The 13,490-nt window shown below is 45.0% G+C and carries 10 protein-coding genes and 3 tRNA genes; all 13 read right to left on the minus strand.

Annotated elements, in window-relative coordinates; all coding sequences use genetic code 11:
• Positions 1–7 precede the first annotated feature (7 nt).
• A complete protein-coding gene (gene ahpF, locus HXT56_RS05480) occupies positions 8–1,666 on the minus strand; it encodes an alkyl hydroperoxide reductase subunit F (protein WP_421777970.1) in 1,659 nt (552 codons plus the stop codon).
• Between the two features lie 109 nt (positions 1,667–1,775).
• On the minus strand, positions 1,776–2,339 hold the full coding sequence (gene ahpC / locus HXT56_RS05485) for an alkyl hydroperoxide reductase subunit C (protein WP_116712635.1): 564 nt from the start codon (positions 2,337–2,339) through the stop codon (positions 1,776–1,778).
• Positions 2,340–2,596: 257 nt separating this feature from the next.
• Positions 2,597–2,670 (minus strand) — tRNA-Gly (locus tag HXT56_RS05490).
• Positions 2,671–2,814: 144 nt separating this feature from the next.
• Positions 2,815–3,696 carry a M48 family metalloprotease gene (locus HXT56_RS05495; protein WP_421777971.1) on the minus strand — a complete coding sequence of 294 codons (882 nt, stop codon included), beginning with the start codon at positions 3,694–3,696 and terminating at the stop codon, positions 2,815–2,817.
• 98 nt (positions 3,697–3,794) lie between these two features.
• Positions 3,795–5,276, minus strand: a complete 1,482-nt coding sequence (locus HXT56_RS05500) for an FAD-dependent oxidoreductase (RefSeq protein ID WP_421777972.1) — start codon at positions 5,274–5,276, stop codon at positions 3,795–3,797.
• A gap of 239 nt (positions 5,277–5,515) precedes the next feature.
• Positions 5,516–7,753 carry a heavy metal translocating P-type ATPase gene (locus HXT56_RS05505; RefSeq protein ID WP_421777973.1) on the minus strand — a complete coding sequence of 746 codons (2,238 nt, stop codon included), beginning with the start codon at positions 7,751–7,753 and terminating at the stop codon, positions 5,516–5,518.
• A 234-nt stretch (positions 7,754–7,987) separates the two neighbouring features.
• Positions 7,988–8,647 (minus strand): hypothetical protein, encoded by a 660-nt coding sequence (locus HXT56_RS05510; RefSeq protein WP_421777974.1) that lies wholly within the window; start codon positions 8,645–8,647, stop codon positions 7,988–7,990.
• Positions 8,648–8,730: 83 nt separating this feature from the next.
• On the minus strand, positions 8,731–10,197 hold the full coding sequence (locus tag HXT56_RS05515; protein WP_421777975.1) for an RNA-binding domain-containing protein: 1,467 nt from the start codon (positions 10,195–10,197) through the stop codon (positions 8,731–8,733).
• 18 nt (positions 10,198–10,215) lie between these two features.
• On the minus strand, positions 10,216–10,569 hold the full coding sequence (locus tag HXT56_RS05520; RefSeq protein WP_421777976.1) for an SMODS domain-containing nucleotidyltransferase: 354 nt from the start codon (positions 10,567–10,569) through the stop codon (positions 10,216–10,218).
• A 781-nt stretch (positions 10,570–11,350) separates the two neighbouring features.
• Positions 11,351–11,423, minus strand: a tRNA-Ala gene (locus HXT56_RS05525).
• Positions 11,424–11,457: 34 nt separating this feature from the next.
• A tRNA-Ile gene (locus HXT56_RS05530) sits at positions 11,458–11,531 on the minus strand.
• Positions 11,532–11,653: 122 nt separating this feature from the next.
• Positions 11,654–12,133: a Dps family protein gene (locus tag HXT56_RS05535; RefSeq protein ID WP_116712018.1), complete on the minus strand. Its 480-nt coding sequence runs from the start codon at positions 12,131–12,133 to the stop codon at positions 11,654–11,656.
• A gap of 54 nt (positions 12,134–12,187) precedes the next feature.
• On the minus strand, positions 12,188–13,483 hold the full coding sequence (locus HXT56_RS05540; RefSeq protein ID WP_250309753.1) for a hemolysin family protein: 1,296 nt from the start codon (positions 13,481–13,483) through the stop codon (positions 12,188–12,190).
• Positions 13,484–13,490: the final 7 nt, after the last annotated feature.

A 13,490-nucleotide genomic window follows, 5' to 3' on the forward strand; every position in this document is an offset into this window, starting at 1 on the left:
TTACAAATTATTTGTTTTGTGGGCTGCGGATAAGATAGTCAAATGCAGACAACGCGGCATTCGCACCCGTTCCATACGCTGTAACGATTTGCTTATACGGTTCGTCTGAACAATCTCCGGCAGCAAAAATACCTGGAATATCGGTGCAACCTGCTCTATCCGTAATAATTTCTTTTCGTTTATTAAGAGGCAACTGATTTTCCAGCCAGCTAGTATTTGGAGCCAAACCAATTTGCACGAATACGCCGTCTGCTTCAATAACATGCTCTTTAGATTCAGAATTATTTTCGCTGTTTCGATCTAAGTAATGCACTGCTGTAACTTTATTTCCATTGCCTTCAACTTTGCTTACCGCAGCACTCGTAATAACTTCAGTATTTGGCAAATTATTCAAAGTATTTAGTAATACTTGATCTGCTTTCAGCGTATCCATAAATTCAACTACAGTTACGTGTTTTGCAACTCCAGCTAAATCAATAGCAGCTTCAACACCAGAATTTCCACCGCCAACAACGACAACATTCTTATCTTTGAAAAGCGGACCGTCGCAATGAGGGCAGAACGATACGCCTCTATTCCTATATTCATCTTCTCCAGGAACGCCAAGCGTACGCCAAGTCGCGCCAGTTGCAATAATCACAGCGCGAGCTTTAAGCACACCGCCAGAGCGAGCATGAATTGTATGCAAACCGTATGCTTCTTTAGCTAAATCTAGCGAATCTGCCCAATCTGGTGTGAAAACGTCAATATTGTACTGTGCAATATGTTTAGTTAAATCTGCTGCTAGCTGAGCACCAGTAGTGTGCGTTTGTGAAATATGGTTTTCTATACTTTCCGTTTCCACTACTTGTCCGCCACGATGATCCATAATCATAGCCGTACGCAAGCCTTTGCGCGCAGTGTAAATTGCTGCAGCGGAAGCAGCAGGGCCGCCGCCAACAAGAATAATATCGTAAGGATCTTGCGCATTCATTTTTTCTGCTAGCGCAGCGTTTTGCGCAGAAACGCTATTATTCCCATCAGATTTTTCGTTAGACGCAAGTATTGCCACCAGTTCATCAATTCCTGCTCGTCCGGAAGAAATGAGTTTTCCGTTTTCAAATACGGCTGGCACGCTCATTACACCAAGGCGCTCTACTTCTTCTCTAAAAGCGCTACCTTCTACTGCAGTATGCCGAATTTTAGGGTTGATTATGGAAATAGTATTTAGTGATTGCACAACTTCTGGGCAGTTAAGGCAGGTGACGGACATGTAGGTTGTTACGTTGTGTTCGCCAAGTTTGAGGATTGATTCGCGTTGTTCGTCGGTAATTTTTGGAGCGTATCCGCTTACTTGCAGCAGTGCTAGAATAAGCGAACTAAATTCGTGACCGAGAGGCAATCCTGCGAAGGTTACGAATACTTCATTTTCTTGGTTCTTACTATTTTTAGATTCTGCGCGCCTAATTATAAAACTTGGCTTCCGAATTGTGCCAGTCTGCTTTACTGCTTGCTCGCCTTCAATAATATTGATTTTGTTGCTTTGTTGAGATACTTCATTAAGTAGTGCGCGAACTTTTTGGGATGTTTCAGAATTATCCGTATACGCTACAAGTTCAACTGGTAAAACCATTTTCTTTAATAATTCTGCGAGTTGATTAGTTAATGATGTATTCAGCAGTGACATAAAAATTTTACTTCTTTCAGCAATATTGATTGTAGGCTTACGTAGTAAATATGGTTGCGTAGGAAGCTACGATTGTAGGTTCCTACGCAATATTGGGATTTTAGATAAATCAGATTTTGCCAACTAAATCTATAGAAGGTTCCAAGGTTTCTTCGCCTTGTTCCCATTTAGCTGGGCAGACTTCGCCTGGATGAGCAGCAATGTACTGAGCTGCCTTAACTTTACGAAGAAGCTCGTCAGCGTTGCGGCCAATGCCATCAGCTGTCATCTCGAAGAACTGAATCATTCCTTGCGGATCCACGAGGAACGTAGCGCGGTGAGCTAAACCGGATTCTTCGTTCCAAGCGTCGAAGTTGCGAGAAAGAGCACCGGAAGGATCGCCTAACATAGTGTACTTTACTTTTGCAATGGCTTCGGAATCGTCGTGCCATGCTTTGTGCACAAAATGTGTATCTGTAGAAACGGAATATACTTCTACGCCAAGATTTTGCAATTCTTCGTAATGATTTGCAAGATCTTCCAACTCAGTTGGGCATACGAATGAAAAATCAGCCGGATAGAAGAAGAAAATTGCCCACTTGCCAAGAACGTCAGCATCACTTACTTCAACAAATTCGCCATTCTTATAACCATTTACTTTAAATGGAAGAATATGCGTGTTCATAAGACTCATATTGTTCTCCTAAATATATTAATTTTGCGCTTTCATCGCGCTGTATCATTTGCTATTAATAATAGATTATTTCTATAAATGTTTATATACGTATAGTTATTTTCTATATTGCTTATACGAATTATCAATACTTAATAAAAAGAAATATATAGTACTTACTTTCGCACATCTAACCCAAAGTGTGCGCGCGACGACTTATACGCAGACTTATAGAAACGTAAATTTTATATGTGGAATATGCAAGATTGCTATGTAAGTGGAGCGGATGACGGGAGTCGAACCCGCCTCTGAAGCTTGGGAAGCTTCCATTCTACCGATGAACTACATCCGCAAAAATTGCAGCAACCATGTTGCGCAACAACCATTCAAGGTTACCATGCGCCGTTTACTGCTTCAACACGCATCTACTATTACTAATCGCAAACACGCGCAAATACGCGCGACCACGCAAATACCAATACGCAACCACGCAAAATCAGCGGGCCATATCCATCAATTTCTCAATGCGCTCCTGAACGGCCGCCCTCGAAGGACATAAATCAACAAGCACGGAATCGCCACTATTCCACGGACGAACAATCATCAACGAAGCAACCGCCTGCAGACCAGCAGTAGCTTTCATACCGTGCAATTGCACGCCGTATGCGATTTTATTCAGAGCAGACGCGAGCGCCGCTGGGTCACCTGTTACTTCACTTCCGTCTTTATCGGCATCTAATTCACGCGAGCCGGGAATTGTTGCGCTCATAATAACAGCAGCAATAGGAGCAAATAGCACATTCAAGCCTTTACCCACAAATTTGCAATATTTACGAAGGCCACGCTGGTACTTATTTCCCGTATAAACAAGGAAGGAACCAACGTACGTTAACACGGTTGCTGTAGCTGTAGCGAGAGAAGACGCAAGAATATCGTGATTATAAATGTGCATAAGTTCATGGCTTATTACTCCACGAAGCTCACGTTCGTTAAGAATATTAAGCAATCCGCGCGTGCAGCAAATAGTAGCGTGCCGTTCGTTTCGCCCAGTAGCGAAAGCGTTAGGACTTTCGCAAGGAGCTACCATCACGCGAGGCATGGATTTACCGATACGTGCAGAAAGTTCTCGCACAATACCGTACAGCACTGGTTCTTCATCCTCAGTAACTTCGCACGCACCCATAGCAACGATGGCGAGCTTGCTGGAGCACCAGTAAGCGGTAGCACTTACCACAAGCCCCAGCAAAATAAACCACAACAATGAGTCCATGTGGGCGCCGGTAAGCAGCCAGCATAACGTAAGAAAAAGCCACACAACGCCAAAAAACAGCGCGGCTTTCAAACTGTTATAGTGGTATGCTCTTACGCCCTTAAACATGGGAGTCAGTCTAATAAAAAGAACTTAAATTTTTCTGAATGTACACTGCGTATTTACTCACTACTATCTAAACGCCGCAACGCCAAAACGCCAGCGCACTACTCGCCCAAAGCAATAGACACAAGTTCCGCAGCAGACACTACTTTCTTGCGAGTGCGCTGTTCTTTAGCGCCAAGTTCTCGCTCATATGCGTCAACCCGCTTCCACCCTGCGTAATCAATAGCTTGCACGCCGCGAGATTCCAGCAGCCTATCAATAGACTGCGCATCGCGATCTTGCGCATCCAAACCAGACGTCGATAAATCTTCAAGCATATTATTCACAATGAGCAGCGCATCAGATTTTGTAGAACCGATCAAGCCGACTGGCCCGCGCTTAGCCCAACCAGTAGCGTACAGTCGTTTGCGCACCTCACCATTTTCCGCAGCACTTACGATTCGACCGTCGTTATTTGCAAGTAGCGTACGTTTTTCGTCGTAAGCAATACCGGCAACTTCGGCAGGATGGTAGCCGATAGCGTGATACACTGCTTGCACATTGTAGTTTTCAAATTCGCCAGTGCGCGTCATTGTGCCGTCTGCACTTGTGACAGTTCTTTCAACGCGAATTGCTTTTACGCACCCATCTTCGCCAAGAATTTCAACCGGAGCCGAGTTGAAATGAATAACGTAACGCCGATTTGCAGGATTTCCTTCAAAATCAACGTTTCCGCCATCTTCCATGTCTTCTGCCATGTCGCGTATAGCAAATAATTCTTCCACCATTTGGCGAGTGAGCTTATCGTTACCCGCGACTTCAATAGTTTCGTCGTCAAGTTCAAAATCGTCTTCGTTAATAACGATTTGCACTCCCGGCAACTTTTCCATTTCGCGCAATTCTTGCACGGAGAATTTGGCTTGTGCCACGCCTCTGCGAATAAACAGATGCAAAGTTTGTATACGATTTTGCTGCAATCCTTCGTACACGTCGTCCGGAATATCCGTATGATCGCGCAAATAGTCCGGATCTCGCAAAAGCTCGCGCGCAACATCCATAGCCACGTTTCCGCCGCCGATAACAGCTACTTCCTGAGCGTTAAGCGGCCATGTGCGCTTGCTCGTTGGGTAGCCGTCGTACCATTCTACGAATTTCGCAGCTCCGTACACGCCATCTAAATCGGCGCCTGGCACGCCTCGAAGCGGCCTGTCTTCTACGGCACCCGTAGCGAACAGCACTGCGTCGTAACGTTGCAGCAAGTCTTCTAAAGTAATATCTTTGCCAAATTCCACGTTCGCGTAAAGGTGAATATCTGGATTATCAAGCGTTTTTTCGAGAGCGTCGGCAATAAATTTAATACTTGGATGATCCGGAGCAACTCCGTAACGCACTAAGCCAAAAGGCACAGGCAATTTTTCAAAAAGATCGATGCGAGCACGCGTGCCAAGCCCTAATTCTTCTCCGCGTTTAGCGAGCTGGCGCAAGAAAATATCGGAAGAATACACTCCGGCAGGACCAGCCCCGACTACAGCAATGCGCAGTTCGGGTGTTTCCCGTGAAACATTTTCATTTATAGCAATATTATTTTCCATTATTATCCCCATATTGAGCTGTATTATGCGGCAGTTTCGCCGCGTTCGCGCCATTTTGCGCGGCCTACAAGCATAGGTTGCCTTCGTATATTTAAACTTCCAAGCTCTGCTAATTACGTAATACTTAAAACTAATTACGCAACATGCTTAAAACTTACTCTCAACGCATTTTGCAGCACTCGCTATCACAAAAGGCATCCGCGTATGCTTTCATATTTAGAGTAGCGCACCGCTAAGTCTTACAACATGCTTTAGTGAGTAATATTACGCGAGCGCAACGCAGTTAACGCCCACATAATTGAGACAACGTCAATAATTTCCTGCATCATGGCGCCAAGAACCGTTGGTATAAAACCAAAAGCTGCAAAAATCATGCTGACAACAGCCAAGCCTATTCCAAGCAAAACCGACTGTATCATCACTCGTTTGGTATGTTTTGCAACGCTTACGGCGTTAGCAACCGACGCAATATCATTGTTCATAATAACAACTTGCGCGCACTCCGATGCCGCTGTATCAGTGCCGTCTGTTACCGCCACGCCAATATCGGCTGCCGCAAGCACTGGAGCGTCATTTACGCCGTCGCCAACCATCATGGTTACGGTTGAATTTTTCCCGTTCTTAGCAGCGTCAAGATTGTGCTTTTTTACGTGTGCTAATTTATCTTGCGGAAGCAAATTCGCGTGTATTGTGTCAATGCCAACGCTTTTGCCAATCGTCGTTGCAGCTTGCAAACCGTCGCCGGTGAGCATTGCTACCGATTGCACACCTAACGCACGTAGTGAAGCAATAGTTGCTTTTGTGTTATTTCGCGGCACGTCTTTTAGTACAATACGACCAGCTAGCACGCCGTCAAAAGAAACGTAGGTTGCCATTTCGTCTGCGGCAAGAGCTTTGCCCACAGTTTCCACAGTTTCTACAGTCCCTACAGTTTGATCCGCATCTTTTTCCGTTACGTATTTTCGCCTACCTACACGCACTAAAATGCCGTCTACAACGCCTTGAATACCCTGACCTGCAGTTTCTTTAACACTGTGCACTACAGGGTATTCTCGTACGCTAGGAAGTTGCGGAGTTGACGATGGGTGCGTGCGTTCCCACAGCTTTGCTCCCGCTTTCGCGATGCCGCCGGCGAGAATGTGCTGCGAATAGGTTTCGAGCACGCCTGCGAGCATTACAATTCGGTCAGCATCCTGCGTAGTGTCGGTTACGTCTACGTTTACCACTTGCGGCTGTTTTACAGTTAGTGTGCCGGTTTTGTCGAAGAAGACGTCAGTTACGCGGCTTAATTGCTCGAGTACGTCTTGACTTTTAACCACAATTCCAAGTTTTGCTAAACGCCCGGTACCAGCCATGCAAGCGACCGGAACTGCAATAAGTAGCGGGCAAGGAGTTGCCAACACAAGTACCTGCGCGAAACGTATTGCTTGACCAGAAAAAGCCCAAGCAAAGCCGGCGATCACAAACGAAATTATTGTAAACGGCACAGATAGCATATCCGCAAAACGCACAACAGCCGCGCGTGACGACTTAGCAGATTCGACTAGTTGCATAATTTTTTGGTATTGCGAGTGTTCCGATAGCTTGGTTACGCGCATAATAAGCACAACGCCGCCGTTTACGCAGCCAGAAAGCACGGACGCCCCTGCAAATACTTCTCGCGGCACGGATTCGCCGTTAATAGCGCTTGTGTCGAGGGTTGCGGAACCGCTGAGTAGTTCGCCGTCAACCGGCACAGTTTCGCCGGGAAGCACGACTATAACGTTACCAATTTTTAGTTCATTAACTGGCACTGTTGTGTAGCGCTGCAATTTTGCGACGGTTTCGCCCGGTTCGGTTGATTGTAAGAATGGGCAACAATTGCGATTATGTTTCTGCTGGCACGCATCCACTTTTTTGAATTCAGCATGCTGGCACAATGCGCACGTGTTTGGGTCGCAGTGGTTGCCGCTCATGCACGGTGGCACGTACGTTTCATTGTTTTCTTGATTGCGTTGCATTTCGTGCTCAATGCCTGGCAAAGTCATAAGATGAGCAGTTTTTGGAGCTGCGCTTACTAAAAGAGACAGATTGCGTTGGGCTTTCATATGCGCAAAATCTTCTATAGCGGATCCGGTCCAAACCATTACCACGATGAGATAGCTCGCCCAAAATTCTCCCATTGACAAAGTGGCTAGTAGCGCAACAAAAGCTAGCAAATCAATACCCAAAGTGCCGTCGCGCAAATCTTTAATCATGTTGTGTAAAGAAGTAAGGCTGGTATATAAAACGAGAATAGCGATAATAGTTTTGCCAATACTAAGACTTATTGAAATATCGAAATCAAGATTTAAGAAATCAAAAATTCGTTGCGAAAGATTAGAAATTTTCTCATTAAAAGTAGCTAATATTGGCAAATTGCATGAGTACAAAGCCGCAATAAACGGAAAAGCAAGAATGGCAATTGTTAATTGAGGTACACGACGGCAATACGCTAAAAGTTTACGCATATACTTTCCTTACGCTGATCAGGTTAACCGCTTAAAACGTTTAACACACGATTTCACGCCTTGTTAACCCATTGAGCGCAACTTAAATAGCGCACTCAATACACGGCGTAAAGATTTATATTTAATTTTCAAGTATTTTTTAGTTTAACAGTAGCCCTTGATGAGAAACATTCGCATTAACCTGCAAAGCTCATGCGTAACAATTGTTTATAAGCGTGTCTGTAGGCTGACGCTTTACCCAAAAACAAAAAAGCCTCCGGTTTCACGAACGCCCCTAGTAGCGTCCACAAAACCGGAAGCAACACACTCAACAAAGCCGCATAAAACCACTACCACACTAGACTGCGAAGAAAAGAAATTTGGCAAAACAGTCCAGCAAGCAACAGCGTGAGCAGCATTAAAGGCGTCAACCTTATCTTTAGCAGCAAAAACAACGGCGGTAGCAGCAGCAAAGGTCGTTTCAGTCAAATCTGCAGGAACAGCAGTGGAACCTTCAGCGGCTTTCTTAGTCTTGTTCAACTTAGCGAGAGCATCGGTGAAAGCATCGTTAGCATTATCGGAAGCAGTCTTGGCTGCATCATGCTTAGCCTGCTTTGCTTCTTCATCAGTCACAGCCTGCTTAGCAGCAGTAACATCATCTTCAGCAGCTTCAAGGTCACGAGCTGGCTCGACTGCTTCATCTTGGTGTCGAGTGTGTAGCCAGATTCGTGTTCGTTCGCGGGAATTGCTCAAAGCGTGTTTTTGCTCGGAAACACACCGATTTTTGCCCTCATACGTTCTCGGAAACAGTTCAAAGGCCATGTTCCTACCCATGATATGCAAATCCGTAGATTTGACCTTCGTTTCAAGACTTCGCTCTGAGGAAATAAGTCCGAAATCCCATCGTCTCGACATACCTATTTGTGAAACCAAAACTATACATTGAATGTCCGTTTTCCTCTATTCGATATATGGTTTCTGTCTCCAATGGTCGCTTTTTAATCTTCAATGTTCACTTTTTTATATTTCTGGTTCCTGCTGTTTGGCTTATCTGGTATCGTCATTTCTATTTTTCCTGCACTAAGCAAAGGAACAAGATACCTTTCTCTGAAATTCTTGCTATCCGTAAGGCCAAGGTAATCCATCATCTCACGCTTACTTCGCGGTGTACTGCAAAAATCAATTAATCTCAATAACCTTTGTTCCAGATCTTGGGGGGTGACTTGATGGGTATCTTGAGGGACGACTTGTGGGGTACCTTGGGTAATCGGCCCGACCTTGGCAGTTGCAGCCTCAGAAAGAGGAATCACTGTCGTAAAAACATCTGCCTCTGTAAAGACAGGCTCTCCACCAGAATACATCTTCGTGTATTTATAGCTGTTGCGCATACCGCTTCCCAGTTCGTCAGCAAGACCTATCTCACGGAACACTTTTGCTATCGGCGGATTCTTTGCAAATGGCTTGAATGTTTTCAGATTCAAGTTTCCGTGCCCATGCGCAAGGTTCGCATTCTCTGTTGTAATCTTATCCCGTTCAATGACAAGCTTCGGTACATATCCACTGGAAAAATCACGGTGCATGAGTAGGTTGGAAATAATCTCACGCAGGATTTTATCTCTGGCGCTTATCCGCTGGACACCATCCAATGTAAAAACATCATTCAGATGCTTCTTTCCAAATTCCATCAGACGATCATAACTTTCAATCAGGTTTGTGATCACCACGTCCCTGTCATCATAACGATCAACATTGAACACTCTGAAAATAGCGTCTGTCTTATGCTGAGGTAACACGGACATGATACGGTTATCCGTACCAAAGAGTAAGACTGCCGCAAGTGTGATACCTTCTTTGTTCGTTTCCGGATCCTCAAGTATAAGCCCGCAGCTTCTGAGCATCTCCTCATCCGTCATGTCAACCCACGGATGGTGCTCAGTATTCACTCTCGTCATTCTCCTTGCTCGATCCATAAGATCATGGCGAAGGCTTGAAACTGGGATGGCAGGGTAGACCTTATTCACAAAATAGGTGCTTTGCTTACGGGCATAAAGGTTGAAAACCATGTCCGCATTATCTGTAATATCGATGTCAGACTCATTATTGCGATCAAATATTCTGCCCGCATTGCGGTAAACGGTTTTTCCAACCGGGACATAGACATAAAGAACAATACGCCCATCGATCTCATATTCCTCTGTAGTCAAATAGAGTGGAGGATACATTTTTCTCTCATTGTTAATCGTAGTAACAAAATTTTTCTTCATCTGCTCAACGCAGTCTTTATCAACACCGAGAATCGTCCCGTTATCCTTCACACCAAAGAAAATATGACCGCCATCCCGATTAGAAAAAGAACAAACGGTATCATAGACATCCTTCGTAATATCTGTTGTTGATTTTTTGAATTCGACTGTCAGCCCCTCTCCCTGACGAATCAAGTTCATCAAATTTTCAGGGAGTATCATATAACTCACCCCTTTCGATTATTCACTTATCAATTCCATTAGGCAAAATGGAATCAACCTCGTTCTCCTTAAAAGTCTGTTCTTTTCCTTCATTGCTTTTTGCTCAGACTTAGGATCTGTTGTTCTCCAGTTTCCTCCCATATTCGTATCTGGATATTTGTATGAAACACTACCACCCAAGCTTGTCTGTGGAAACGCTGGTAACACTTCAAATTTCATCCCATCAGAAAAGGCAATTTTAACAACCTGACCATCTGCCCTAATATCGCTTCTTGAATAGGGAGTTTCAATCGCATTCTTCACAGCCTGGGTGCAAAGTGGCGAATCGACTTGCATGGGCGCTTTGACAGAGCTTGAAATTGCATAACGCATTTCAAGCTCCTTCAAAGCGTGATTTGGCTCAAATGTAAAGTCCAGTGGACTTTACATGCCAAATCAGCCGAACGGCTACTAATAGCCGTGCGCGACGACCTGCCTTTTCGCTTAGAGCATAGCGCGAAAAGGTAATTCGGAGCGCTGAGCCACTCAAGGCAGAAGCACTGCTTCTGCGTGGCGAAGACGTGAGCGCAGCTAACCTGCGCACGAGTCGACGATTTCGAGCTGCATAATGCGCGCGAATGCACTTCGATTCGCTGAGCTTGCTCAGAGTTGAAAGCACAGTGTGCTTTCAACGCAAGCGAGGTCTGCCTTCGTCTCGATTGACGAAGGCAGGGCAGAATAGTGTGACTGTGCTTTAGAAACTAGGTTGTGACTGGCGTGCGCTGACGACCTGCCTGAGCGCAGCATTGCGCGCGCGATTATTCCTTTACGTGGCTGTAAAGTTTTAATCGTTTTTTGGCTTAATTTCGATTTTTTCTTTACATGACTGTAAAGGAAATGTCGGTTTAGTGATTTTGAACATTTGCCGGAGTTTTTTCTCCGGCATTTGTTGCTACTTCGGCCATTTTTTGGAACATTCTCCGGAAAATTCCCGGCGTTTGTTGCTGTTTTGGCTGTTTTTTGGAACATTTGCCGGAGTTTTTTCTCCGGGTTTTGTAGCTGTTTTGGTGCTTTTTTGGAACATTTGCGGGAAAATTCCCGGGTTCTGTAGCTGTTTTGGCGCTTTTTTGACATGAAAAAAGGGCTTCTAGCGATTGGCTAGAAACCCTATCTGTGGAGCTAAGGAGACTCGAACTCCTGACCCTCTGCTTGCAAAGCAGATGCGCTACCAGCTGCGCCATAGCCCCAAAGGTAAAAAGAATGAAACTCACTCAATTTCCGTGGGCCCGGGAGGACTTGAACCTCCGACCTCATCCTTATCAGGGATGCGCTCTAACCACCTGAGCTACGGGCCCAACTTGTATGCTTAAAACATACAAGTAGTTAGATTAGCACATAGCAGCAAAAAGTCAAACCCAACTGCAGGGCGTGTCGCACTATGCGCTCATCGCAACAGTCATACCATTATATATTGCAATTAATCAAGATGACTACGCATAAACCACTGGAACTTCTCCAGCTGCTGCACGTGATCCTGAATAATGTTAGAGCTTACGACGTCAAGCTCATCAAGCTCAGCAATAGCTTTGCGATCGTCTGCAATCATATCGTTGTAATACTCAATAAGAGCCTGCAAATATTCTTTAGTTGACTTACGACCAGTTAAAGCAAAACGCTTCCATGTGCGAGCTGCAACAACATCGTCTGCGCGTCCAAGTGGAGAGCCACCCAAAGTTGCAATTCGCTCAGCAGTTTCATCCGCCTGAGCCAGAACTTCAGCAACCTGAGGGTCAAGCATTTCGTGTACAGCAATAAAATCTGGGCCAGTAACATTCCAGTGAGCATGCTTCAAAACCAAAGCAGCCTCCTGCTCGTGGCTTAAACGATTCTGCAAAACAGCAACAGCCTTTTCACTGGCCGCTTCGTCGAGACCTGGCAAAATATGCAATAAGGCCATATTTATCCTTCCTTAGGTTTGTTATTATCATACTTATTTTATCGCTACGGCTAGCTACGCGCGGCGACGCACTTCAAGAGTTGCAATACGTCGACCATCAACCGCAGTAACTGTCATATCGTAGCCGTCTGCATCGTGCAAAACAGCTCCAACGCTTCCCATAGAACCAGTATGCGCTAAGAAATAGCCTGCAACAGTTTCATAAGGTCCATCTTCAAGCTCAATGCCTGTAATGTCAGCAAAATCTTCAATGGTCATACCGCCATCAATTTTTGCCACGCCGTTTACAAAAGCCGTGGTTTTGTTTGCATTACTTTGCTCAGTTTCATCCGGCAGATCGTACTCGTCGCGAATATCTCCAACAAGCTCCTCGGTCATATCTTCAAGAGTTACAATGCCGTCAGTTCCGCCGTATTCGTCAATAACAATAGCCAAATGGATTCCGCGCTTTCGAAGTAGCTCCAGGCTCGGCAATAGTTTGGAAGTTCCAGGAAGACTAATTCCTTCGCGAGTTACATCTGCAACAGTTTTTGCGTTAGGATCTCTAACATCCAACAAATCGCGCACATGCACAAAACCAATAACGTCGTCAAAATCCTTGCCAATAACAGGGTATCTGGAATACGGAAGCTCACGAATTTTTGCAGCTGCTTCTTCAAGGCTCAAAGAGCCGTCCAAAAATTCCACGTCAGCACGCGGACGCATCACTTCAGCAACAATAGTTTCCGAAGCATCAAACACATCATCCAAAATATTGCGCTCATCCTGACTTAAACGCTTATTGCTATTAACAAGCACACGCAATTCTTCGTCGGAAACTTCGCTTTCTTTTTCGTTCGGATCAAATCCAAGCAGGCGCACAAAACCGTTAGTATTCTTACCAATAAGCCAAATTAAAGGTTTGCAAATTTTCGAGAAAATATCCACCGCCGGCACAACCGCTCGCGCAATCTGCTCAGAACGCTGCATTGCAATACGTTTCGGCACAAGCTCCGAAATTACTATAGAACAGTACGAAATAATAAGAGTTAAGAAAATAGTAGTAAGCGGGCCTGCAACATGCTTAGGCACTCCCCATGAGCATACAAGCGGAACAACGTAAGGCGCTAACGCAGATTCGCCGAAGGATGCAGAAAGAAAACCAGAAAGCGTTACGCCAATTTGCAAAGCAGATAAGAAAGTATTGGGATCACGCGCAATTTTAGCAACACGCGCGCCGCGAGCATCCTGCATCTCCATGCGATCAATTTGCGAACTTCGTAAACTCACTAAAGCCAACTCGGTAGCCGCAAAAACGGAACCGAACAGCAAAAAAATCATAATGAGCAGAATATTAAAACCAATCGCCATAATTGTT

It is taken from the genome of Gardnerella nova, from assembly GCF_049244055.1.
Taxonomy (GTDB): domain Bacteria; phylum Actinomycetota; class Actinomycetes; order Actinomycetales; family Bifidobacteriaceae; genus Bifidobacterium; species Bifidobacterium vaginale_H.

What these genes read in the sequence shown, in the direction of transcription:
- HXT56_RS05540 (WP_250309753.1), bottom strand. Translation starts at nt 13,483, where the DNA reads ATGGCGATTGGTTTTAATATTCTGCTCATTATGATTTTTTTGCTGTTC.
- HXT56_RS05515 (WP_421777975.1), bottom strand. Translation starts at nt 10,197, where the DNA reads ATGATACTCCCTGAAAATTTGATGAACTTGATTCGTCAGGGAGAGGGG.
- HXT56_RS05510 (WP_421777974.1), bottom strand. Translation starts at nt 8,647, where the DNA reads ATGTCGAGACGATGGGATTTCGGACTTATTTCCTCAGAGCGAAGTCTT.
- HXT56_RS05535 (WP_116712018.1), bottom strand. Translation starts at nt 12,133, where the DNA reads ATGGCCTTATTGCATATTTTGCCAGGTCTCGACGAAGCGGCCAGTGAA.
- HXT56_RS05520 (WP_421777976.1), bottom strand. Translation starts at nt 10,569, where the DNA reads ATGCGTTATGCAATTTCAAGCTCTGTCAAAGCGCCCATGCAAGTCGAT.
- HXT56_RS05495 (WP_421777971.1), bottom strand. Translation starts at nt 3,696, where the DNA reads ATGTTTAAGGGCGTAAGAGCATACCACTATAACAGTTTGAAAGCCGCG.
- ahpC (WP_116712635.1), bottom strand. Translation starts at nt 2,339, where the DNA reads ATGAGTCTTATGAACACGCATATTCTTCCATTTAAAGTAAATGGTTAT.
- HXT56_RS05500 (WP_421777972.1), bottom strand. Translation starts at nt 5,276, where the DNA reads ATGGGGATAATAATGGAAAATAATATTGCTATAAATGAAAATGTTTCA.
- ahpF (WP_421777970.1), bottom strand. Translation starts at nt 1,666, where the DNA reads ATGTCACTGCTGAATACATCATTAACTAATCAACTCGCAGAATTATTA.
- HXT56_RS05505 (WP_421777973.1), bottom strand. Translation starts at nt 7,753, where the DNA reads ATGCGTAAACTTTTAGCGTATTGCCGTCGTGTACCTCAATTAACAATT.